Origin of the sequence: Streptomyces sp. CBMA152 (assembly GCF_014596475.1) — a bacterium.
Taxonomy (GTDB): domain Bacteria; phylum Actinomycetota; class Actinomycetes; order Streptomycetales; family Streptomycetaceae; genus Streptomyces.
Genome location: NZ_MECJ01000028.1, coordinates 204,737 through 227,364, shown reverse-complemented (window position 1 = coordinate 227,364; position 22,628 = coordinate 204,737). Strand labels below are relative to the sequence as shown.

Sequence of the window (22,628 nt, the reverse complement as noted above, 5' to 3'; positions counted from 1 at the left end):
AGGAAGCACAGGGGAGAGGGAGCTCAGGTATGACCAAGCACAGCAAAGGCGGTATCACCTACAACTGCGGGCTGGACGCGGCGGTCGACGTCGTCGGGGGGAAGTGGAAGCCGCTGATCCTGTGGGCGCTGCACGCCGGCACCCACCGCTTCGGCGAGCTCAGGCGCCAGGTGGGCGGGGTCACCGAGAAGGTGCTCATCCAGCAGCTGCGCGAGCTGGAGGCGGACGGGATCGTCCACCGCGAGGTCTACCGGGAGGTCCCGCCCCGGGTGGAGTACTCGCTGACTGCGCAGGGGTGAGGCGCTGAACACGGCACTCGCTCCATTGGGCGAGTGGGGTGAGGCACACATGGACCGCATTCTGGATCTCAAGATCGAGCAGCGCGGTCCGGCCGAGGCGGCGCCGGTCGGCCCCTGACCTGCACGGTCAAAGAAGCGTTCCGCCATCGGGTACCCCTTGGGAGGTACCCGTGGGCGGTCCGTTCCGGTGTCCCGGCGGTTTCGGAGCGTAATTCCGGCACGCCGTGGGCCCCACCATCACTTACGAAGGGTTATGGTGGAAACCCCCCCTCGGGCCGGTCCGTATCCCCCCCACGGACCGGCCCGTTTTTTTGTGCCCGGTTTTCTGTGCGCGCGCTGTGAGTTGGCGATCACCTAGGTGATCAGCCGCGCCCGGCCCAGATGTTGGTGCCCGCGGTGTCCACGGCGAAGGTGTCGATCTCCTTCAACTCCTCGGCCGTCAGCGGCGGTCCGGCGAGCGCCGCCACGTTCTCCTCCAGCTGCTTCACGCTGGACGCGCCGATCAGCGCGGAGGTCATCCGGGGGTCGCGCAGCACCCAGGAGATCGCCAGCTGGGCGAGCGACTGGCCGCGCCGGGCGGCGATCTCGTTCAGCCCGTTCAGACGCCGCAGCACCTCGTCGCTGAGCAGGTCCGGGTCCAGCGACTTGCCTTGGGTTGCCCGCGAGCCCTCCGGGATGCCCGTGAGGTACTTGTTGGTGAGCAGCCCCTGTGCCAGCGGCACGAAGGAGATGCAGCCCATCCCGGCCGTCTCCAGCGTGTCGAGCAGCCCGTCGTCCTCGGTCCAGCGGTTGATCATCGAGTACGACGGCTGGTGGATCAGGGCCGGCACCCCCATCTCGCGCAGCAGCCGCGCCGCCTGGTCCGTCTGCTCGCTGTTGTACGAGGACACACCCACGTACAGCGCCTTGCCCTGCTGGACGGCGGACGCCAGGGCGCCCATCGTCTCCTCAAGCGGGGTGTGCGGGTCGAAGCGGTGCGAGTAGAAGATGTCGACGTAGTCGAGGCCCATCCGGTTCAGCGAGGCGTCGAGCGAGGACAGCAGGTACTTGCGCGAGCCCCACTCGCCGTACGGGCCGGGGTGCATCTCGTAGCCCGCCTTGGTGGAGATGATCAGCTCGTCCCGGTATGCCCGGAAGTCCTGGCCGAAAATCTTCCCGAAGTTCAGCTCGGCGGAGCCGGGCGGCGGGCCGTAGTTGTTGGCCAGGTCGAAGTGGGTGACACCCAGGTCGAAGGCGCGGCGCAGAATCGCGCGCTGGCTGCTCAGCGCCCGGTCGTCGCCGAAGTTGTGCCACAGGCCGAGGGAGAGCGCGGGCAGTTTCAGGCCGCTGCGACCGGTCCGCCGGTACTCCATGGAGTCGTAGCGGTGGGGGGCGGCGAGGTAGTTCAGGGGGAGGGATTCAGTCACGTTTCCCTGCTTATCACGGACTTGTGACCCACCGAGTTGGGCCGCTGTGACCCGTCCGCAGTACTGTGCCTTCCCTGGGGCAGCCCGGCAGCGGGCCGTATACGGCGCAGCGGCGGCCCCCGGAAGGCAACGAGAGGGTGGAATCGGTGAACTTGCGCGACCTGGTGTACGGGCTCTACGCACGCCGGGTGGAAGGACGCCTCGACCACGACCAGGTGCCCAAGCACATCGGTGTCATCCTGGACGGCAACCGGCGCTGGGCCAAGGCGTCCGGCGGGAGCCCCGAGCAGGGGCACCAGGCGGGCGCCAGCAAGATCCACGAGCTGCTCGGCTGGTGTGCCGAGACGGACGTCGAGGTCGTGACGCTCTGGATGCTGTCCACGGACAACCTGGACCGTCCCGACAACGAGCTGGTCCCGCTCCTGGGCATCATCGAGGGCGTGGTGCGCGACCTCGCGGCGGACGGGCGCTGGCGCGTCAACCACGTCGGCACGATGGACCTGCTGCCCGGGCGCACCCAGTCGGTGCTCAAGGAGGCCGAGCAGGCCACCCACGACGTCGGCGGCATACTCGTCAACGTCGCCGTGGGCTACGGCGGCCGCCAGGAGATCGCGGACGCGGTCCGCTCGCTGATCCTCGACGCCGCGTCGAAGGGGACCAGCTTCGAGGAACTGGCCGAAATCGTCGACGTCGACCACATCTCGGAGCATCTCTACACGCGCGGCCAGCCCGACCCGGACCTCGTGATCCGCACCAGCGGCGAACAGCGCCTGTCCGGCTTCATGCTGTGGCAGTCCGCTCACTCCGAGTACTACTTCTGTGAAGTCTTCTGGCCCGCGTTCCGCAAGGTGGACTTCCTGCGTGCGCTGCGCGACTACGCGGCCAGGCACCGGCGTTACGGAACCTGACCGGACGCGATCGCTCCTGACCTGGGGTCAACCCGTTTGGTCCCCACCAAGCGAATATGCCTGTGCATGGCTGCGCTTGTTCGAGGGAATACCACCTCCAGTTGAGCGGCTCGAAATGGCCACTCACCCGGGAGGCCCTTTGCACCACGACGCACGTGCGCTGAGCACGGACGGAGCGGAGGGCCGGCGCTCGGCCCGCGCACCGCGGCCACAGCCCGGCCCCCACCCCCGCGACGCCGTCGCACCCCGACCTCTTCTGAGGGGGTACGTCCTTCCGTGGTGACCAGCACGAAGCGCCGCATGCCCGACCGGCGCACCTACGTCCTCGACACCAGCGTCCTGCTGGCCGACCCCAGCGCCATGACCCGGTTCGACGAGCACGAAGTGGTGCTCCCGATCGTCGTGGTCACGGAACTGGAGGCCAAGAGGCACCATCCGGAACTCGGCTATTTCGCCCGTCAGGCCCTGCGCCTGCTCGACGACTTCCGGGTCCGGTACGGACGCCTCGACGCCCCCATCCCGCTGGGCGATCTCGGCGGCACGCTCCGCGTCGAGCTCAACCATTCCGATCCCGGCGTGCTGCCCGCCGGCTACAGGTTGGGGGACAACGACTCAAGGATCCTCGCCGTCGCCCGCAATCTCCAGGCCGAGGGGTACGACGTCACCGTCGTCTCCAAGGACCTGCCGCTGCGGATCAAGGCGTCGTCGGTCGGCCTGCTCGCCGAGGAGTACCGGGCGGAACTGGCCATCACCGACTCGGGCTTCACCGGAATGTCCGAACTGTCGCTCTCGGGCGAGCAGGTGGACCTTCTCTACGAGGAGGAGACGCTGTACGTGCCGGAGGCCGCCGACCTCCCGGTGCACAACGGACTGGTGCTCCAGTCCGAGCGCGGCAAGGCGCTCGGCCGCGTCACCGCCGACGGCAACGTCCGTCTGGTGCGCGGCGACCGGGAGGCGTTCGGCCTGCGCGGCCGCAGCGCCGAGCAGCGCGTCGCGCTCGACCTGCTGCTCGACCCCGAGGTCGGCATCGTGTCGATGGGCGGCCGGGCCGGCACCGGCAAGTCCGCGCTCGCGCTCTGCGCGGGCCTGGAGGCCGTCCTGGAGCGCCGCCAGCACAAGAAGGTGATGGTCTTCCGTCCGCTGTACGCGGTGGGCGGGCAGGAGCTCGGCTATCTGCCCGGCTCCGAGGCCGAGAAGATGGGCCCGTGGGCGCAGGCGGTCTTCGACACGCTGTCGGCGGTCACCACGCGCGAGGTGATCGAGGAGGTGACGTCGCGCGGCATGCTGGAGGTCCTGCCGCTCACCCACATCCGCGGCCGCTCCCTGCACGACGCGTTCGTGATCGTGGACGAGGCCCAGTCGCTCGAACGGAACGTCCTGCTGACCGTGTTGTCCCGAATCGGGGCGAACTCGCGGGTGGTGCTCACGCATGACGTGGCCCAGCGCGACAACCTCCGGGTCGGGCGGTACGACGGTGTGGTCGCCGTCGTGGAGAAGCTGAAGGGCCACCCGCTCTTCGCGCACGTCACCCTGACCCGCTCCGAGCGGTCCCAGATCGCCGCACTCGTGACCGAAATGCTGGAGGACGGCCAGATCTGATCCTGTACGTCCCAATTGGCGCCGCCCGCGAAGCTGTTGAGCTTAGCCGGGCGGCGCCTTCGCGTGCGAGGGATTGAGGAAAACACCTGGGCCGCAGGGGATGTGAGGTTTCACACCCGGCGAATAATTGCCTTGCGGCGCCGCTCTCCGGCAGAGTCTTGCATCCGTCAGGCCCCGCATACGGCACACCTGTACCTCGTAACTCAATAGCGTCGCCGTATGCCGCCCGAGCACCACGCGGCGCTCCCGCAAGGGAGTTGCCCACCGGGTCAGTTCCTCCCGTGACCTGAGCAGTTGGGAGGAGAGAGCCAGGGGCACGATTGCGTCCGTCAGGTCACCAGTGCGGGCGCTGCTGGAAGGAAACCGTGTGAGCCGGATCTCGGTCCGGGGATTCGCGGTGGCGTCAGCCACTGCGGTCACCACTGTCGGCGCCGTCGTCGGCGTTGCCTCGGGCGCGCCCCAGACCGCCTCGAACGACAACGTCGAGGCGACCGCTGCCGACACGACGCTCCTGGCGGACATCCCCGCGGGCCAGCAGGCCCAGGTGCAGACCGCGTCCCTGACGCAGCAGGCCGACGCCCAGTCGGCCCAGGCCAGTGCCGCCGCGAAGAAGTCCGCGGAAGAGTCCGCGCGCCTCCAGGCAGCCAAGGACGCCAAGTCCAAGAAGGACTCGGCGGACCAGAAGGCCAAGGAAGCCAAGGACCGCGAGCAGGAGCAGGTCGCCAGCCGCTCCGCGACCCGCGACCCTTCGTCGTTCCCGGTGCAGAGCTCGTACTCGGTGGACGAGGTCAAGGCGATCGCACGGCAGATCGTGCCCGCCGACCAGTTCCAGTGCTTCAGCAACATCGTGAACAACGAGTCGACCTGGAACTACCTCGCGGTCAACTCCAGTTCCGGCGCGTACGGCCTGGTCCAGGCGCTCCCGGGCTCGAAGATGTCGTCCGTCGGCTCCGACTGGCGGACCAACCCGGCCACCCAGATCAAGTGGGGCCTGAACTACATGAACGACAGCTACCACAGCCCGTGCGGCGCCTGGTCGTTCTGGCAGGCCAACTCCTGGTACTAGGCGGCCGCGCGCGAGGTATTCCGGTCACGATCTTTACCTCGCACACGTCAACCTTTCGAAGCCCCTCACCGTCCTTCGGTGAGGGGCTTCGCCCGTGTACGGTCATGCGGGACGACTCCAGTGGGAGGGGAGTGGTGGGGAGCATCGGCGGGGGAAAGGGAAGCGGCGGCATCATGTCGAAAGTGCCGGGACTGCTCGGAGCGCTGGGCGCGAGTCTCACGAAGATGGGACAACGCCTGGACGAGCGCCGGGTGGAGACGGAGGGGCGCGACGCGGACGTGCCCGACGCCGGGACCGCAGCCGTCCCGGAGGCGGTCGTTCCGGCCGAGGCGCCGGTCGTTCCCGTAGAGGTCGCCAAGCCTGCGGTCGACGATGTGGCCGCCCGGGCCGCGACGCCCACGCCGGCCGACACCGCCTCCTCGAACGGGGCTTCCTCCTCGAACGGGGCCGGGCCCGGACGCCCGGCCCCCGAGCACGTCCCGGCGCCGCCCGCGTACGCCCCCGCCGTCGCCGCGCGGCCCGACCCCGTGGCCGCCGTGCCGTGGGGGATGCGGGTCTCCGCCGAGATCGGCTGGCGGCTTCTCGTCCTCGCGGGCACGCTCTGGGTCCTGATGCGGGTGATCAGTGCCGTACGGCTGGTGGTCCTGGCGTTCGTGGCCGCGCTGTTCATCACCGCGCTGCTCCAGCCGACGGTGTCCCGCCTGAAGCGGATGGGTCTGCCGCGCGGTCTGGCGACCGCCGTGACCGCGATCTTCGGCTTCATCGTGATGGGCCTGCTCGGCTGGTTCGTGGTCTGGCAGGTCATGGACAACCTGGACACGCTCTCCGAGAAGGTCAGAGCGGGTATCGAGGAGCTCAAACGCTGGCTCCTCAACAGCCCGTTCCATGTGACCGAGGACCAGATCAACCAGGTCGCCAAGAACCTCAGCGACACCATCGGCCACAACACCAACGAGATAACGTCCGCGGGCCTCCAGGGCGTGACCGTCCTGGTCGAAGTCCTCACCGGCATCCTGCTCGCGATGTTCTCGACGCTGTTCCTGCTCTACGACGGCCCGCGCATCTGGCAGTGGGTGCTGCACCTGGTCCCGGCCCAGGCCCGGGACAGCGTGGCGGGAGCGGGGCCGCGCGCCTGGCGCACGCTCACGGCGTATGTGCGGGGCACGGTGATAGTGGCGTTGATCGACGCGATCTTCATCGGCCTCGGGATCTACTTCCTGCACGTCCCGATGGCCGTACCGCTCTCCGTCTTCATCTTCCTGTTCGCCTTCATCCCGCTGGTGGGCGCGGTCATCTCGGGCGCGCTGGCGGTGGTGGTCGCGCTGGTCACCGAGGGTGTGTTCACGGCGGTGATGGTGCTGGTCGTGGTCCTGCTCGTCCAGCAGATAGAGGGCCACGTCCTCCAGCCCTTCATCCTGGGCCGCGCGGTCCGGGTCCACCCCCTCGCGGTCGTCCTCTCGGTCGCGGCCGGCGGCCTGATCGGCGGCATCGGCGGCTCGGTGGTCGCGGTCCCGCTGGTCGCGGTGACGAACACGGTGGTGGGCTATCTGCGGGCGACGGCGAAGGAGAACGCACTGCGCAGCGCGGCGCCGCCGTCGCCGGAGCCGGTACCGGTACCGGACGTGGACCCGGCGCCGGCGCCGGCGCCGACTCCGGCGGAGAAGTAGGTGCGTGTTCGCCTGCGGACCGTGCTGGGTTGCTCGCGCAGTTCCCCGCGCCCCTAAAGGCATAACGGCCGCGCCGTACGTACGCGAAGGCCCCCGCCGACATCATCGGCGGGGGCCACATCACGTACCTACCTACTCGGCCAGCACGGACTCCGCGTCCAGGGTGACGCCCACCGCCTGGATCACCGAGGCGATCTTGACGGCTTCCTGGATCGTCTCGCGGGAGACGTCGGCCTTGCGCAGCACCTGCTCGTGGGAGTCGAGGCACTGGCCACAGCCGTTGACCGCGGAGACGGCCAGCGACCACAGCTCGAAGTCGACCTTCTCCACGCCCGGGTTGCCGATGACGTTCATCCGCAGACCCGCGCGCAGCGTCCCGTACTCCGGGTCGGAGAGCAGATGACGCGTCCGGTAGAAGACGTTGTTCATCGCCATGATCGCCGCGGCGGACTTGGCGGCGGTGTACGCCTCGGCGGAGAGGTTGGCCTTGGCCTCGGGCTCCAGCTCGCGCAGGACCTTCGGCGAGCGGGAGGCGATCGCGCAGGCGAGGACCGTGCCCCACAGCTGCTGGGCCGGGAGCTCGCTGTTGCCGATGACCGAGCCGAGGTTCAGCTTGAGGTCCTTGGCGTAGTCCGGCAGGGCGGACTTGAGTTCGTCGAGAGCCATGTCAGGTCAGCTCCCGCTCACTCGCCCGAGAGGAGCTTGACCGGGTCCAGGGTCTCGTCGCCCTTGGACCAGTTGCACGGGCACAGCTCGTCGGTCTGCAGGGCGTCGAGGACCCGCAGGACCTCCTTGGGGTTACGGCCGACGGAACCGGCGGTCACCATGGAGAACTGGATCTCGTTGTTCTGGTCGACGATGAAGACGGCGCGCTTGGCGAAGCCGTCCTCGCCCTCGATGCCGAGGTCGCGCATGAGCTCGTGCTTCGAGTCGGCCATCATCGGGAAGGGCAGGTCACGCAGGTCGGCGTGGTCCTTGCGCCAGGCGTGGTGGACGAACTCGGAGTCGCCGGAGAAGCCGAGGACCTGGGCGTCACGGTCGGCGAACTCCTCGTTCAGCTTGCCGAACGCGGCGATCTCGGTCGGGCACACGAAGGTGAAGTCCTTGGGCCACGCGAAGACGATCTTCCACTTGCCCTCGTAGGTCTTGTGGTTGATCTGCTCGAACTCCTGGCCGCTCTCCAGCGAGACGCAGGCGGTCAGGTCGAACTCGGGGAACTTGTCACCGACAGTGAGCACGCGCACTCCTTGCGATCGGGAAGGGTCCTTTTTGAGGGCTTCCCTGGGGGTTGGACGGATTACGGATGGTGTCACAGGAGGCATTGATCAGTGAAATAGCTAGACTCGGTCATCGTGATCGGAGGTGGTTATCAGTGGCCGTAAGTAATGGTGTGGGCGGTGGTGGCGCGGCGCATCGCGCGAGGACCGCGCCCAGGGCCGCCAAGCAGCCGAGCCTCGCGCAGCTGCGGGCGTTCGCCGCCGTGGCCGAGCATCTGCACTTCCGGGACGCGGCGGCCGCGATCGGCATGAGCCAGCCCGCGCTGTCCGGGGCCGTGTCGGCGCTGGAGGAGACGCTGGGGGTGCAGCTCCTGGAGCGTACGACCCGGCGGGTGCTGCTCTCGCCGGCCGGGGAGCGGCTCGCGGTCCGGGCGCAGGTGGTCCTGGACGCGGTGGGTGAGCTCCTGGAGGAGGCCGAGGCGGTACGGGCCCCGTTCACCGGGGTGCTGCGGCTCGGGGTGATTCCGACGGTGGCCCCGTATCTGCTGCCGACGGTGCTGCGGCTGGTACGCGACCGGTATCCCGAGCTCGACCTCCAGGTGCACGAGGAGCAGACGGCGTCGCTGCTCGACGGGCTGGCGGCGGGGCGGCTTGACGTGCTGCTGCTCGCGGTCCCGCTGGGCGTGCCCGGTGTGACCGAACTCCCGCTCTTCGACGAGGACTTCGTGCTCGTGATGCCGCGTGAGCACTGGCTGGGCGGGCGTTCGGACGTGCCGCGCGAGGCGTTGCGCGAGCTGGATCTGCTGCTGCTGGACGAGGGGCACTGCCTGCGCGATCAGGCGCTCGACATCTGCCGGGAGGCGGGGCGGGAGGAGGGGGCGGCGGTCACGACCACGGCGGCGGGGTTGTCCACGCTGGTCCAGTTGGTGGCCGGGGGGTTGGGGGTGACGCTTCTGCCGCGTACGGCTGTGGAGGTGGAGACGGCTCGCAACGATCGGCTGGTGACGGGGTACTTCGCGGATCCCGCGCCGTCGCGTCGCGTCGCCCTGGCGATCCGTACGGGTACGGCGCGGCAGGACGAATTCGAGGAGTTCGCTTCCGCGCTGCGGTCCGCGATGCGCAAGCTCCCGGTTCGAACCCCCACCCCGCCCCTTCCCTAAACCCTCCGGGAGTGGGTGGGGGTCGAGGAGGGTTTCCCGGGGCTGCGCCCCGGACCCGGCGGGGCTTCGCCCCTGCACCCCGTTTCGTCTGCGGACCGTGCTGGGTTGCTCGCGCAGTTCCCCGCGCCCCTAAAGGTCGACGGTCGCATCCCGGGTTGCCAGGTACCTCCTAGGGGCGCGGGGAACTGCGCGACAAGCCCCCACCGGCCCGCAGCCAAAGCACCCGGCTGCCCGCCCAGGGCTTTAGGGAAGGGGCGGGGTGGGGCAACTGCCGCCCTACTCCGTCCGCAGTCCATCCGGTCGCATCAGGCGCCACATCGGTGGCAGTGACAGTGCCGTCACCATCAGGACCACCGTTCCCCCGATGCCCACCATCCCCAGTACCGACGGCCAGTCGACGTGCAGGGGGCGGCCCACCATGCGCAGCAGCATGGCGCCGAGGCCCAGGCCCACCGCTGTGGCCAGGGCCAGGCCCAGGGCCACCGGGACCGCCGTCTGCCACAGGATCGACCAGCTCAGGGTGGTGCGGCGGGTGCCGAAAGCCACCAGGGACGACAACAGGCGGCGGCGGTCGCGGAGTTGCTCCAGCATCGAGACCAGCAGGCTCGTGCCGATCAGCATCAGGACGGCCGCCGCCCCGATGTACAGCCCGCGCCGCACCCCCGCGAACTTCGTCGCCGTCTTCTGGTCGTTGAGCGCCCGCGCGCCGGTGAGCGGGTCGGCCGCCCACGACGCGTTCAGGACCCGGTCCGCGGCCTTGGCATCGCCCGGCCGCAGCGTCACGAACGTCGTGGACTGGACCGGGACCCGCTCGAACCCCTTCAGCTTCAGCGCGCCCGGCGTGGCCAGCAGACCGCTCGTGTGGCTGCCCATCGGGTCCCGGCGGGCGGGGACCGTCTTCGCCTCGCGCGGGATCGTGTACGCCAGCCCGACACCCTTGTTCTCGCCGTACGACGGCTCGAAGTACAGCTTCGCGCCCGGCTTCGCCGCCGTGCCGCCGAACTCGTTCCCGGTGGCGACGAACACGTCGCCGTCCTTGCAGGACGGCAGTTCGCCGACCTCCCGCAGCGCCGCGCAGTCCCCGATGGTCGCCGCCGCGTACTGGTCGGGGTCCGCCGGACGGCTGCCCAGGGTCGCGTGGCCGAGTGTCACGGTGCCCGTGACGCCCTGCGTCGAGCGGAGGATCGACACCCTGCGCTGCTGCTCCGCCTTCGATACGTCGGCGTTCATCGGTACGTACATCTGCGCCCGCGCCGTGTCCTCGCCGCTCGACGTCACGTAGTCGCTCTCGACACCGCTGAGCAGCATCTGCAGCGCGATCGCCCCGGCGACCGCCACCGCGATGCCGTTCACCAGGCGGGCGGCGCCGCCGGAGTTCAACTGGAGCCTGCGGACGGCCAGTTGCCAGCCCAGCCCGCCGCTGCCCAGCCGTCGTACCACCGTCTCCACCAGCCATGGCAGCAGCGCGGTCACGCCGATGAGCAGCAGCACCGTGCCGCCGATCACCTGCGCCTGGTTGAAGAACCCTCGGTCTCGGCCCTTGCCCATCATGGGTGCGAGGAGACCGAGGCCCACGACCGGGAGCAGTACGCGCCACCACAGCCGCCGGCCCCGCCGCACCGACTTCCGTACGACACCCAGCGGTTCGATCACCACACCGCGCAGCGCGAACAGCGTCACGCCGACCGCCGCCGCCGGGACCGCCACCCCCACGAGCAGCGCGAGACCCACGCTCGGGTTCACGTCGGAGGGGAAGACGTTGAGCTGCGCGATCGTGATGTCGCCCACGTACTGCCGCACGATCAGGAAGAACACCGTGCCGAGGACGAGTCCGAGCGCCGAGCCCGCCAGCGCCTCGCCCGCCGCGATCCAGCGCGTCATCCGGCTGTCCGCGCCGACCAGGCGCAGCGCGGCCAGCCGCCGGTCGCGTCCCTCGCCGCCGAACCGTACGGCCGCCGCGATGAACACCGCCACCGGCAGCAGCAGCACCACGAAGATGATCACGATCAGGAGGGCGAGGATCGGGTCGATCCTGTCACCCGGGGCCTTGTCCGGGAACGAGCTGATCCGGTCGACCTCGCCCCGTTCCGAGCCCGACCCCTTGCGGGCCTTCAGTGTGTCGCTGCCCGCGTAGTAGGCGAGTTCATGCGGGCCGCGCAGGCCCTCGTCGCCGATCGTGGCGGTGATCCTGTACGGGATCCGCTCGCGCAGCAGCGCGCCCGCCGGGGACTCCAGCAGGTCGCGCAGGTCGGGCGAGGCAGCCATCGTGCCCGGCGCGGGCAGCGCCGACAGGCCCGGCGGCACCGGGGCCTTGTCGCCCTCGGGCTGCAGCAGACGGCCGCGGATGTCGTCGTGCCGGTACACCGTGTCGGTGCGCGCGAGCAGCATGGTGTCGGCGGCCGGGCCCGAGGTGACGTCGGCGCCGAAGTCGTTGCGGGCGACCTCGCGCGCGTCCCGGGCGCTGAGCGCGCCGGGCAGCGCGGTCGTCGCGAGCAGCAGCGCCACGCCGAGGCCGACGCCGAGCGCGGTCATCAGCGTGCGGGTCCAGCCCTCGCGGCCGCCGGTGAGCGCGAACTTGGCCCCCAGGGCGAGGTCCCTCAGGCGGTTCATACGGAGTGCTCCAGCATCATGTCGCGGGACTTGCCGTCGCGTACGACGACCTCGCGGTCGGAGTAGGCGGCGACCCGGGCCTCGTGGGTGACCAGGACGACCGCCGCGTTGGTGGACCGGGCGGCCTCGGTGAGCAGCTGCATCACGCGCTCGCCGTTGAGCGAGTCGAGGGCGCCGGTCGGCTCGTCCGCGAAGACCACCCGGGGCGAGGTGACCAGGGAGCGGGCGACCGCGACGCGCTGGCCCTGGCCGCCGGAGACCTCGCCGGGCCGCTTGTGCCCGAGGTCGTCGACCTCCAGGCGCTCCATCCAGGACAGGGCCGTGCGCTCGGCCTCCTTGCGCCGCACGCCGGTCAGCCGCAGCGGCAGGGCCACGTTCTCCACGCAGGTCAGCTCGGGGACGAGCTGGCCGAACTGGAAGACGAAGCCGAACTCGGTACGCCGCAGCGCGCTGCGCTCGGCGTCCTTCATCGAGGAGAGCTCACGGCCGTTGTAGACGATCGACCCCGAGTCGGGGGTGACGATCCCGGCCAGGCAGTGCAGCAGCGTCGACTTGCCGGACCCCGAGGGGCCCATCACCGCGACGACCTCGCCGGGGTGGATGGAGAACTCGGCGCCGTCGAGCGCGGGGGTGGGCCCGTACGCCTTGCGCAGCTCCCGGGCGATGAGCAGAGAACCGGCGGGCGTCATGCGCGTACCTCCGTGGCGAGCTGGTCGAGGCGGGCGGCGGTCAGTTCGAGCCACCGCAGGTCCGCCTCCAGATGGAACAGGGCGTGGTCGCAGATCAGCTGGTCGGGGAGGTCGCCCCGGCGCTTGCGGTCGGTGAGGATGCGCATCAGCCGCAGATGCTCGGCCCGCTGGGTGTCCAGGAGCTCACCGGCGCTGCGGCCGGTGAGCAGGGCGAGCACGACCTTGGTGTAGAGGGTCGACTGGAGGTACGGCTCGGGCTTCTCCGGCTGCTTGAGCCAGGCCTCGACATCGGTGATGCCGGCGTCGGTGATCGCGTACCGCTTGCGCTCGGGACCGCCGCCGGCCTCCACGCCGTCGACCTCGACGAGGCCGTTCTTGAGCAGGCGCGACATGGTCGAGTAGACCTGCCCGTAGTGCAGCGGGCGGTCGTGCCCGAACTTCTCGTCGAAGGCACGCTTGAGGTCGTACCCATGGCGGGGGCCCGACTCAAGGAGTCCGAGGAGGGTGTGGCCGATCGACATGCTCGGAGCCTTTCTGAAGGTCAAGTCTGCGTACGGGTGGGGGGTCACTCGGTGCGGAGTCCGTCGGGGCGCATCAGCCGCCACAGCGGCGGCAGGCTGAGCAGGGTCACCACGAGCACCGCGGCGGCGCCCGCCCCGGCCAGCGGCACGAACGTCCACCAGTCGGTGATCTCCTTGTCGACCATGTGCAGCAGGGCCGCGCCCAGGGCGGTCCCGCCCGTCACGGCGACCGCGAGGCCGAGGACGACCGGCACGGCCGTCTGCCAGAGCACCGACAGGCCGAGCGAGGAGCGCCGGGTGCCGAAGGCCACCAGGACCGACAACAGCCGCCTGCGCTCGCGCAGTTGCTCGATCTGGGAGACGAGCAGGCTCAGCGCGATCAGCAGCATCGTGGCGATCGCCCCGGCCCGCAGGCCCTTCTGGATGCTGGCGTAGTTCTTGTCGCGCTCGACGTTCCTGATGGTACGCACGGTCATGGCCGGGTCGATCGCGGCCGCCGTGTTGCGTACGTACTCGACGGCGTCCGGCAGCTCGGGGTCGACCTTGACCATCGCCTTCGTCTCGGCCGACGGCAGCTTGGTGACGTCGACCGCGCCGGGGGTGGCGAAGATGCCGGAGCGCTGCTCGCCCATCGGGTCGGGGCGGGAGTCGACCGGGCGGGCCGACTTCGGCAGGGTCCACAGGAGCGGCTCGACCGAGGAGTCGTAGTCCGCGGTGGTGTCGAGGTTGACGGCCTCGCCCGGGCGGGCCGACCGGTCGACCCAGGCGGCCTGCTTCTTGTCGTCGGTGGGATGGACGACGAAGGTGTCGCCGTCCTTGCAGGAGCCGACGTGGGCGAGTTCGGCGAGGGTGGCGCAGTCGCCGACGGTCAGGGTGGTGGTGGGCCGAATGTCGCCCTCGGCGACGGGGCCGGGCCTGGTCGCGTACGTCTCCACCGTGCCGATCACCGACGTGACGCCCGTGGTCTCGCGGAAGTCCCAGATCATCCGCTGGGCCCGCTCGCCGCTCGGTATCTGTGACACCACGTCGATCTGGGCGCGGCTGGGATCGTGGTCGTTCGTCCGGACGAAGTCGTCGTGGATCCCGGCGGACATCATCGTCAGTGAGATCGCGCCCGCCACGGCCACGGTGATCCCGCCGACCGCGCGGCTCGCGGTGCCGCCGCTCAACTGGAGCCTGCGCACGGCCAGTTGCCAGGAGACCGGGCCGCCGCGCAGCCGGGCCACCGCCGCCTCCACCACCCACGGCAGCAGCGCGGCGAGACCGAACAGGGTGAGGACCGTGCCGAAGGCGACGAGGTCGGGGTCCGGCGTCACCCGGTCGAGGCCGCCGGTCGGGGAGAGGGCGATGACCGCGACCCCGAGGGCCGGCAGCACCAGACGCCACCAGAGCCTGCGCCGGCGCGGCCTGCTCTCGCGTACGACACCCAGCGGCTCGACCGTCACCGAGCGCATCGCGAACAGCGTGACCACCACGGCGGCCAGCGGCACCGCGAGCAGCACCAGGGCGGCGAGCGCCGGGACCGGGGTGAAGTCGACGGGGAAGGCGGCGAAGCTCCACAGCTGGACGCCCCCGATGAGCTCACGGCCGCCGAGGAAGAGGGCCACGCCGAGCACGAGCCCGAACGCCGAGCCCGCGAGCGCCTCACCGGCCGCGACCCAGCGGGTCATCGCGGTGTCCGCGCCGACCAGGCGCAGCGCGGCGAGCCGCCGGTCGCGCCGCTCTCCGCCGAACCGTACGGCGGTGGCGATGAAGATCAGGACCGGGGTGAGCAGGACGACACAGCTGACCACGGTGAGCGCCACCAGGGTCGGCGTCAGCGGCACCTTGTCGAGGTGGCCGCCGAAGGCGTTGGTGCGGCTCGCGCCGTCGGCCTTGGAGAGGGTGGCGCTGCCCGCGTAGTAGAAGAGCTCGTTCGGGTCGATCAGACCGGCGTCGCCGATCGACGCCGTGATCTTGTACGGGAGCCGCTTGCGCAGTACTTCACCGGACGGGGAGGCGAGCAGATCGCGCAGGGCGGGCGAGGCGGCCATCTCGCCGGGGCCGGGCAGGGCGCTCAGACCGGGCGGAACGGCGGGGTGCGCACCCTCGGGGCGCAGCAGCAGTCCGGCGATGCCGTCGTCGTGGTACTCGGTGTGGGCGGGGTTGAAGAGCACCGAGGCGTCGGTGTGCGCGAACCCCTTGGCGGAGCCGGACGCGGCGGGCACCCGGGCGTCGCCGCGCCGGGTGTTGGCCTCGTTGACGTGCGGGATCGAGGCGGCGACGAAGAGCAGGGCGACGCCGAGCCCGACCCCGATCGCGGTGAGGACCGTACGGATCCAGCCCTCGCGGCCACCGGTGACGGCGAACTTGGCGCCGAGGGCGAGCTGGTGGAGCCGGCGGATCATCGCGCGCCGCTCCCGGCGAGGGTGAGGTCGCGGGACTTTCCGTCCCGGACGGTGATCTCGCGGTCGGAGTAGGCGGCGACCCGGGCCTCATGGGTGACCAGGACCACGGCCGCGCCACAGTCGCGGGCGGCCTCGGTGAACAGCTTCATCACCAGCTCGCCGCTGAGGGAGTCCAGGGCGCCGGTCGGCTCGTCCGCGAAGACCACGCGGGGCGAGGTGGCCAGGGCGCGGGCCACGGCGACGCGCTGGCCCTGGCCGCCGGATATCTCGCCGGGCCGCCGCTTGGCCAGCTCGGCGACCTCAAGCCGCTCCAGCCAGTGCAGGGCCGTGCGGTCGGCGTCCTTGCGCCGCACCCCGTCGAGCCGCAGCGGGAGCGCCACGTTCTCTACGCAGGTCAGCTCCGGGACGAGCTGGCCGAACTGGAAGACGAAGCCGAAGTCCGAGCGGCGCAGCGCGGAGCGCCGGGCGTCGTTCAGCGCGGTCAGCTCACGGCCGTCGTACGTGATCGTCCCCTCGTCGGGCGGCACGATCCCGGCCAGGCAGTGCAGCAGCGTGGACTTGCCGGAGCCCGACGGGCCCATGACCGCGACGATCTCGCCGGGCGCGATGGCGAAGTCCGCGCCGTCGAGCGCCGGGGTGGAGCCGAAGGCCTTGCGCAGACCGGTGGCCGCGAGCAGCGGTCCGAGGGAAGAGCCGTATGACATGCCGACGACTATACGCACTAGGTATACGCGGTGTGTATACCCCCCGTGCATAGTGACCCGGCGAGCATGACATTCCCTGGCAAAAACGGGCAGGATCCAAAGGTCTGGCAACCTTGTACACCGTTTGGCAGTCGGTTCCCATGGACCGGGTGCTGATTGTCACGTACGGAAAAGACGTGATCGGCTCCTCTTTGTCCGTACGTGCGGTGTTAGTTTTCTGAGCTGATCTGGCGAGTCAAGAAGGCGAGCGACTGAGGTTATGGGCCGAGCGGAAGAGCGGCGGGCCCGGCAGCGCGGTGCGCGCCGGGACCAGCAGAAGAAGGGCGGGCGGATACGCAGGCTCTTCACCTGGAAGAAGATGCTCGGCGCGTTCTTCGGGTTCATCCTGCTGGTCATGGGCGGCTTCTACATCATCTATCTGATGACGCCGATCCCGAAGGCGAACGCGGCGGCGCAGTTGGAGAGCAACGTCTACAAGCTCTCCAACGGCAAGATCATCGCTCGCACCGGGCAGCTCAACCGTGAGGTCGTCGGGCTCGACAAGATCCCCGAGAAGGTCCAGCTGGACTTCGTGGCCGCCGAGAACATGTCCTTCTACAAGGACTCCGGCGTCGACTTCAGGGGCACCGCCCGAGGTCTGCTCAACACCCTGTCCGGCAAGGGCAAGCAGGGTGGCTCGACCATCACCCAGCAGTACGTCAAGAACTTCTACCTCAGCCAGGACCAGACGGTCACCCGCAAGCTCAAGGAGCTGGTGATCTCCCTCAAGGTCGACCAGAAGTACGACAAGAAGGAGATCCTGGCCGGGTACATCAACACCAGCTACTACGGCCGCAACGCCTACGGCATCCAGGCCGCGGCGCAGGCGTACTACGGGGTCGACTCCTCCAAGCTGACCACCGAGCAGGGCGCCTACCTCGCGGCGCTGCTCCAGGCCCCCAGCCAGTACGACTGGGCGGTGGCCTCGGAGACCGGCAAGAAGCTGGTGACGGCCCGCTGGAACTACGTCCTCGACAACATGGTCAAGATGAATGAGCTGGATGCGGCCCAGCGGGCGGGGATGAAGTTCCCGACGCCCATGGAGCCCAAGCCCGACCCCGGCATGGAGGGCCAGACCGGCTACTTCGTGCAGGCGGCCAAGGCCGAGCTGGTGCGCAACGGCATCAGCGAGGCGGACCTGGCCAAGGGCGGCTGGACCATCACGCTCAACATCGACCCCAAGAAGCAGGCTCTCCTTGAGGGCGCGGTCAAGCAGGAGCTGACCAGCAAGCTCGACAAGAAGCGCAAGGTCGACCAGGACATCCAGGCGGGCGCCGTCTCGGTCGACCCGAAGACCGGTTCGGTCGTCGCCCTGTACGGCGGCCAGGACTATATGAAGCACCAGCTCAGCAACGCGAGGACGGCCGCCTACCAGCCCGCCTCGACCTTCAAGCCGCTGATCCTCGCCGCCGCGCTCAACAACAAGTCCGAGACGCAGGACGGCAAGGAGATCAAGGCCAGCACCATCTACAACGGTGACAGCAAGCGGCCGGTGAAGGGTGACGGCGGCAAGAGCTACAACCCGCCCAACGAAGACGACATGAGCTACGGCCCTATCACCGTCCAGACGGCGATGAACAAGTCCGTGAACAGCGTCTTCGCCCAGATGGGCGTGGACGTGGGGCTGCCCAAGCTGCGGGACACGGCCGTCGCGCTCGGCCTCAACCACATGAAGGGCGTCAGTGCCGAGCCCTCCATGACCCTGGGCTCCTACGGCGCGAGCCCGATGGAGATGGCCGGCGCGTACGCCACGCTCGACAACCACGGCAAGCTGGTCACGCCGTCCATCGTCAAGTCGGCGACGCACAAGGTGGCCAAGTACAACAAGCCGGACCCGATCGGCGACCAGGTGATCAGCCGGGAGGCGGCCGACTCCGTCACCTCGGTGCTCACCGGTGTGGTCGACGACGGTACGGCCAAGACCTCGGTGCGGGACGCGCCGAACCGGGACGGGCAGCCGGTCGCGGGCAAGACCGGTACCTCCGACGACAACAAGTCGGCCTGGTTCACCGGCTACACCCCGTCCCTGGTCACCTCGGTCGGCCTGTGGGGCGAGGCCGCGGGTCCCCGCACGATCAAGGTCGACGGCAAGGACGTCACGGTCGGCAAGGGCAGTCAGGTCCCCCTCACCGACGCGGCCGGCACCGATGGCCGGGTCAACGGTGGCGGCCTCCCGGCGAAGATCTGGTCCGCGTACACCTTCGACGCGGTCGGCAGCGACGACTCCAAGTTCGACCTGAACACCGACCAGGGCGCCGCCGTCCAGCCGGACGAGGTCGTCCCCTCCAACACGCCGTCGCACACTCCGTCCAACACGCCGTCGCACACCCCGAGCAAGGATCCGACCAAGTCCCCCACGCACAGCCCGACCCACACCCCGACCAAGTCGCCCACGACCGGCGGGACGAGCACCGGGCAGGCCAACGGCGGGACCAGTACGGGCCAGGCCAACGGCGGCACGACCACCGGGCAGGCCAACGGCGGCACGACCACCGGGCAGGCCAACGGCGGGACCACCACCGGCCAGGCCAACGGCGGCACGACCGCCGGACCCGGCGGCGGCACGGCCGACCCGACACAAGGCGGCGGCACGCTGCCCTAGCGCCCTTGCACACGACGACGGCCCCCGCCCTTCCCCGGCGGGGGCCGTCCTCGTATCAGCTGGCGTCAGGTCCCGTTGACCGCCGTGGCGACCCGGTCGCCGAGCGCCTTGTCGACATTGCGCCAGTACTGGATCGCGCGGTCCAGGACGGGCCTGCTCACGCCGTCCTTGAGGTGGCCCGCGATATTGCCCACCAGCCGCTCGCGCGCGGCGTCGTCGAGCACCTGGCGCACCTGGGTGCCCGCCTGGCCCCAGTCGTCGTCCTCGCGGTGCAGCTGGTACGCCTCGCGGACCATCTCGCCGGACGCCTGCCACCCGGCGATGTCGCCGAACCGCTCGGTGGCCGCCGCCGGGCCGCCGTAGGAGTTGGGCGCGTACGGCGCGCCGGTGCGGGCGGGCTCGTAGCGCATGGGCCCGTCCTTCGCGTACGAGTTGACCTGCGAGCGGGCCCGGTTGGGCGGCAGCTGGGAGTAGTTGGGGCCGATCCGGTAGCGGTGGGTGTCCGGGTAGGAGAAGAGCCGGCCGAGCAGCATCTTGTCGGGGGACGGGCCGATGCCCGGCACCATGTTGGACGGCTCGAAGGCGGCCTGCTCGATGTGGACGAAGTAGTCCTCGGGGTTCTTGTTCAGCGTCATCCGGCCGACCTCGATCAGCGGGTAGTCGCCGTGCGGCCACACCTTGGTCAGGTCGAACGGGTTGAAGCGGTAGTCCGGAGCGTCGTCGAACGGCATGACCTGCACGTTCATCGTCCAGCTCGGCGCGTTCCCGGAGTTGATCGAGTCGTACAGATCGCGGCGGTGGACGTCGGCGTCGCGGCCCGCCATGTCGTCGGCCTCGGTCTGGGTGTAGAACTCGATGCCCTGGTCGGTCTTCATGTGGTACTTGACCCAGAACCGCTCGCCGCCGCCGTTCACCCACAGATAGGTGTGCGAGGAGTAGCCGTTCATGTGGCGGTAGGTCCTCGGGATGCCCCGGTCGCCCATCAGCCAGGTCACCATGTGCGCCGACTCGGGGGACAGCGTCCAGAAGTCCCATTGCATGTCGTGGTCGCGCAGCCCGTTGTCCGGGCGGCGCTTCTGCGAGCGGATGAAGTCCTGGAACTTCTGCGGGTCGCGGACGAAGAAGACCGGCGTGTTGTTGCCGACCAGGTCGTAATTGCCGTGTTCCGTATAGAACTTGAGGGCGAAGCCGCGCGGGTCGCGCCAGGTGTCGGGGGAGCCCTGCTCACCGGCGACGGTCGAGAAGCGGGCCAGCATCTCGGTGCGTTTGCCCGGCTGGAAGAGGTCGGCCTTGCTGAACTGGCTTACGTCGTTGGTGACTTCGAACGTGCCGTACGCACCCGCGCCCTTCGCGTGGACCACCCGCTCGGGCACCCGTTCCCGGTTGAACTGGGCCATCTTCTCGATGAGGTAGTGGTCCTGGAGCAGGATCGGTCCGGTGTGCCCGATGGTGAGCGAGTGCTCGTCGCTCTCCACCGGGATACCGACGTTGTTGGTCGTGTACGGGGTCTGGGGTGCGTCCGACACGAGCGTTCTCCCGTCGCGTGGGGTCTATGAGGTCGCTTCGTCCACGACGCCAGTCAACTCCGCCGACGGGGTGTCGGCAACACTTGGACCCGGTCCAGTCTTGGCCTAAGTACGGACAGGGTCCTTACGTAGGGGTGGGCAGCTCGAACCAGACCACTTTGCCGCCGGAGAGCCGGGTCGCGCCCCACCGCCTGGCCAGCCGGTTCACCAGGAACAGCCCGCGCCCGCCCTCGTCGGTGTCGCGCGCCCGGCGCTGGCGGGGCAGCTGCGGGGAGTCGTCGCCGACCTCGCAGCGCAGCACGTCGGTCTTGAGCAGGCGCAGGGTGACCGGCCGCTCCGCGTACCGCACGGCGTTGGTGACGACCTCGCTGACCAGCAGTTCCACCGAGTCCGTGAGCTCGCCGAGATCCCAGCGCTCAAGGGCCCGGCGGGCCAGGCGGCGGGCCCGGCCGGGGGCCGAGTCCTCCGGGTCCAGGAACCAGTACGCCACATCGGACGGCGCGATTCCGTCGAAGCGGGCCGCGAGGAGCGCGATGTCGTCGTCGCGGTCGCCGGGGCCCAGCATGTCCAGGACGTCGTCGCAGAGCGCCTCCAGGGGTGGCGAGTGGTCCGGGCCGGTGAGCTGGGCGGTCGCGGCCAGCCGCTCGCGCAGCTGCTCGATGCCGGTCCACACGTCCCGCAGCCGGGACTCCACGAGCCCGTCCGTGTAGAGGAGCAGGGTGGCGCCCGCCGGGGCGTCCAGCTCGACCGCCTCGAAGTCGACCCCGCCCACGCCGATCGGCGCGCCCGGAGGCACCCGCAGCACCTCCGCGCGCCCGCCCAGATGGAGCAGGACCGGCGGCGGATGTCCGGCGTTGGCGATGGTGATGCGGTGGGCGACCGGGTCGTACACCGCGTACATGCAGGTCGCCATGCGGTCGGTGCCGAGGCGCTGGGCCTGCTCGTCGAGGTGGTGCAGCACCTCCTGCGGCGGCAGGTCGAGCCCGGCCAGGGTCTGCGCGGTGGTGCGCAGCTGGCCCATGATCGCGGCCGAGGTCATCGAGTGGCCCATGACGTCGCCGACGACGAGCGCGACCCGGCTGCCGGGCAGCGGGATCGCGTCGTACCAGTCGCCGCCGACCCGGGCGGTCTCGGCGGCCGGGAGGTAGCGGGAGGCGAGGCGGACGCCGGTCGGCTGGGGCAGCGAGTCGGGCAGCATGGTCCGCTGGAGCTCGTCGGCGATGTACGCCTCGCGCCCGTACAGGACGGCCTTGTCGATGCCGAGGGCCGTGTGCGTCGCCAACTGGGCGGCGACCAGCAGGTCGTTGGCCTCGAAGGCGGGCCGCTCCAGGCCGCGCACGAAGACGGCGGCGCCGATGACGCGGCGCCTGCCCCGGAGCGGGGCGAGTATGGTCCGGTGGCCCGCGGGGACCGGACGGTCGGGGCCGAGCAGTTCGGCGAGGGCGAGCCGGGCGGGCACGGAGTCGCCGAAGACCGGCCGCACCCCGCGCAGCACCTCGGCGAGCGCGCCGCCGGTGCGCACCTCGCAGAGCTCGGCGGCCGGGGTCAGATCCGTCTGCGCGTTCAGCAGCGACAGGGCGTCGATCGCCTCCGGCTCCTGAAGCGATTCATCGACTAAACGCAGCCGGTCGGTACGGCGCAGTCGCAGCACGAAGGGGCTGGCTGGGCGCTCGTCACCGACCGGGAGCGGGTCGCGAAGATGCACGAGTATCGCGTCGGAGAAGGTCGGCACGGTGGCCCGGCACAGCCCCAGCACGATCTCGTCGAGGTCGATGCCGCGCGCGATCCGCCGGGTCGCGGCGCCCACGAACCGCAGCCGGTCGCCCTCGCGGCGGGCCACGGCCGCGCTCTCGCCGCCCGGCGGGTTCCCGCCGCCGCTGTCGCCGCCGGAGCCTGCGGAGCCGCCGCCGGGGGTGCCGGAGAAGCCCCCGCCTGTCGGGGCTCCCGTGCCGGAGTCGCGGGCGAGGTCACGGGCGCCGGGGTCGGGCTGGCCGGGCACGGACACGGACGCGGTGGCCGCGCGGGCCGCTCCCCGCCGTACGCCCGTCCGGTCCGCGGCCCCGGGGGCGGGCGCGGCGGAGCCCGCGCCCGGCTCGTCCGGGCGCGGTCGGGCCGCTTCTGGCGGCCGGGCCAGCTGGTCCTGCTGCCGGCTCTCGTGCGAAGTGGGCTGGTGCTCCGTCACGCGTCGGGTTCCGTCCGTCCGGAGTGAGACATCCACCGTGCTGGGG

The 22,628-nt window shown here is 70.4% G+C and carries 16 protein-coding genes and 1 pseudogene; 7 read left to right on the top strand and 10 right to left on the bottom strand.

Annotated features, from left to right (window positions below; translation table 11 throughout):
• The first annotated feature begins 29 nt into the window (after window positions 1-29).
• Window positions 30-417 (top strand): annotated as a pseudogene (locus BG418_RS24510) (winged helix-turn-helix transcriptional regulator).
• A 244-nt stretch (window positions 418-661) separates the two neighbouring features.
• On the opposite strand, the gene mgrA reads toward BG418_RS24510, so the two are convergent.
• Window positions 662-1,705: an L-glyceraldehyde 3-phosphate reductase gene (mgrA, locus tag BG418_RS24505; protein ID WP_317453745.1), complete on the bottom strand. Its 1,044-nt coding sequence runs from the start codon at window positions 1,703-1,705 to the stop codon at window positions 662-664.
• 146 nt (window positions 1,706-1,851) lie between these two features.
• Between mgrA and BG418_RS24500 the strand changes: the two genes are divergently transcribed.
• From BG418_RS24500 to BG418_RS24485, 4 genes are all read left to right on the top strand, one after another.
• Complete coding sequence (locus BG418_RS24500) at window positions 1,852-2,613, top strand: isoprenyl transferase (RefSeq protein WP_188276137.1); 762 nt, start codon at window positions 1,852-1,854, stop codon at window positions 2,611-2,613.
• Window positions 2,614-2,889: 276 nt separating this feature from the next.
• Complete coding sequence (locus tag BG418_RS24495) at window positions 2,890-4,212, top strand: PhoH family protein (RefSeq protein WP_188276136.1); 1,323 nt, start codon at window positions 2,890-2,892, stop codon at window positions 4,210-4,212.
• A 367-nt stretch (window positions 4,213-4,579) separates the two neighbouring features.
• Complete coding sequence (locus BG418_RS24490) at window positions 4,580-5,278, top strand: transglycosylase SLT domain-containing protein (RefSeq protein ID WP_188276135.1); 699 nt, start codon at window positions 4,580-4,582, stop codon at window positions 5,276-5,278.
• Between the two features lie 173 nt (window positions 5,279-5,451).
• On the top strand, window positions 5,452-6,945 hold the full coding sequence (locus BG418_RS24485; RefSeq protein ID WP_188276134.1) for an AI-2E family transporter: 1,494 nt from the start codon (window positions 5,452-5,454) through the stop codon (window positions 6,943-6,945).
• Between the two features lie 132 nt (window positions 6,946-7,077).
• Here BG418_RS24485 and BG418_RS24480 read toward each other — a convergent pair whose 3' ends face one another.
• Together BG418_RS24480 and BG418_RS24475 are read right to left on the bottom strand one after the other, a co-directional pair.
• Entirely contained in the window at window positions 7,078-7,611 is a 534-nt protein-coding gene (locus BG418_RS24480) for an alkyl hydroperoxide reductase (protein ID WP_188276133.1), read from the bottom strand.
• A gap of 17 nt (window positions 7,612-7,628) precedes the next feature.
• Window positions 7,629-8,183 (bottom strand): peroxiredoxin, encoded by a 555-nt coding sequence (locus tag BG418_RS24475; RefSeq protein ID WP_188276132.1) that lies wholly within the window; start codon window positions 8,181-8,183, stop codon window positions 7,629-7,631.
• Between the two features lie 152 nt (window positions 8,184-8,335).
• Between BG418_RS24475 and BG418_RS24470 the strand changes: the two genes are divergently transcribed.
• Window positions 8,336-9,322, top strand: coding sequence for a LysR substrate-binding domain-containing protein (locus tag BG418_RS24470; protein WP_317453765.1), 987 nt, complete (start codon window positions 8,336-8,338; stop codon window positions 9,320-9,322).
• 276 nt (window positions 9,323-9,598) lie between these two features.
• Here the strand turns inward: BG418_RS24470 and BG418_RS24465 are convergent, their stop codons facing one another.
• Genes BG418_RS24465 through BG418_RS24445 form a run of 5 tightly spaced genes read right to left on the bottom strand, consistent with a single transcriptional unit; the run spans window position 9,599 to window position 16,233 of the window.
• Window positions 9,599-11,932: an FtsX-like permease family protein gene (locus BG418_RS24465; RefSeq protein WP_188276130.1), complete on the bottom strand. Its 2,334-nt coding sequence runs from the start codon at window positions 11,930-11,932 to the stop codon at window positions 9,599-9,601.
• The gene (locus BG418_RS24460) at window positions 11,929-12,621 is read right to left on the bottom strand and encodes an ABC transporter ATP-binding protein (protein WP_188276129.1); all 693 of its coding nucleotides are present in this window, start codon (window positions 12,619-12,621) and stop codon (window positions 11,929-11,931) included. The genes BG418_RS24465 and BG418_RS24460 overlap by 4 nt, the downstream gene beginning before the upstream one ends.
• A complete protein-coding gene (locus BG418_RS24455; RefSeq protein ID WP_188276128.1) occupies window positions 12,618-13,142 on the bottom strand; it encodes a PadR family transcriptional regulator in 525 nt (174 codons plus the stop codon). The genes BG418_RS24460 and BG418_RS24455 overlap by 4 nt, the downstream gene beginning before the upstream one ends.
• Before the next feature lie 44 nt (window positions 13,143-13,186).
• On the bottom strand, window positions 13,187-15,529 hold the full coding sequence (locus BG418_RS24450; RefSeq protein ID WP_188276127.1) for an ABC transporter permease: 2,343 nt from the start codon (window positions 15,527-15,529) through the stop codon (window positions 13,187-13,189).
• Window positions 15,526-16,233: an ABC transporter ATP-binding protein gene (locus BG418_RS24445; protein WP_188276126.1), complete on the bottom strand. Its 708-nt coding sequence runs from the start codon at window positions 16,231-16,233 to the stop codon at window positions 15,526-15,528. The genes BG418_RS24450 and BG418_RS24445 overlap by 4 nt, the downstream gene beginning before the upstream one ends.
• A gap of 259 nt (window positions 16,234-16,492) precedes the next feature.
• Here BG418_RS24445 and BG418_RS24440 point away from each other — a divergent pair, with 259 nt between their 5' ends.
• The gene (locus tag BG418_RS24440; RefSeq protein WP_188276125.1) at window positions 16,493-18,874 is read left to right on the top strand and encodes a transglycosylase domain-containing protein; all 2,382 of its coding nucleotides are present in this window, start codon (window positions 16,493-16,495) and stop codon (window positions 18,872-18,874) included.
• A 65-nt stretch (window positions 18,875-18,939) separates the two neighbouring features.
• Here BG418_RS24440 and BG418_RS24435 read toward each other — a convergent pair whose 3' ends face one another.
• Together BG418_RS24435 and BG418_RS24430 are read right to left on the bottom strand one after the other, a co-directional pair.
• Window positions 18,940-20,400 (bottom strand): catalase, encoded by a 1,461-nt coding sequence (locus BG418_RS24435; RefSeq protein ID WP_188276124.1) that lies wholly within the window; start codon window positions 20,398-20,400, stop codon window positions 18,940-18,942.
• Window positions 20,401-20,524: 124 nt separating this feature from the next.
• The gene (locus BG418_RS24430; protein WP_188276123.1) at window positions 20,525-22,582 is read right to left on the bottom strand and encodes a SpoIIE family protein phosphatase; all 2,058 of its coding nucleotides are present in this window, start codon (window positions 22,580-22,582) and stop codon (window positions 20,525-20,527) included.
• Window positions 22,583-22,628: the final 46 nt, after the last annotated feature.

Excerpts from the sequence above, each read along its gene's own strand:
- BG418_RS24480 (WP_188276133.1), bottom strand. The coding sequence starts at position 7,611 with ATGGCTCTCGACGAACTCAAGTCCGCCCTGCCGGACTACGCCAAGGAC.
- BG418_RS24485 (WP_188276134.1), top strand. The coding sequence starts at position 5,452 with ATGTCGAAAGTGCCGGGACTGCTCGGAGCGCTGGGCGCGAGTCTCACG.
- BG418_RS24465 (WP_188276130.1), bottom strand. The coding sequence starts at position 11,932 with ATGAACCGCCTGAGGGACCTCGCCCTGGGGGCCAAGTTCGCGCTCACC.
- BG418_RS24440 (WP_188276125.1), top strand. The coding sequence starts at position 16,493 with ATGGGCCGAGCGGAAGAGCGGCGGGCCCGGCAGCGCGGTGCGCGCCGG.
- BG418_RS24450 (WP_188276127.1), bottom strand. The coding sequence starts at position 15,529 with ATGATCCGCCGGCTCCACCAGCTCGCCCTCGGCGCCAAGTTCGCCGTC.
- BG418_RS24445 (WP_188276126.1), bottom strand. The coding sequence starts at position 16,233 with ATGTCATACGGCTCTTCCCTCGGACCGCTGCTCGCGGCCACCGGTCTG.
- BG418_RS24455 (WP_188276128.1), bottom strand. The coding sequence starts at position 13,142 with ATGTCGATCGGCCACACCCTCCTCGGACTCCTTGAGTCGGGCCCCCGC.
- BG418_RS24460 (WP_188276129.1), bottom strand. The coding sequence starts at position 12,621 with ATGACGCCCGCCGGTTCTCTGCTCATCGCCCGGGAGCTGCGCAAGGCG.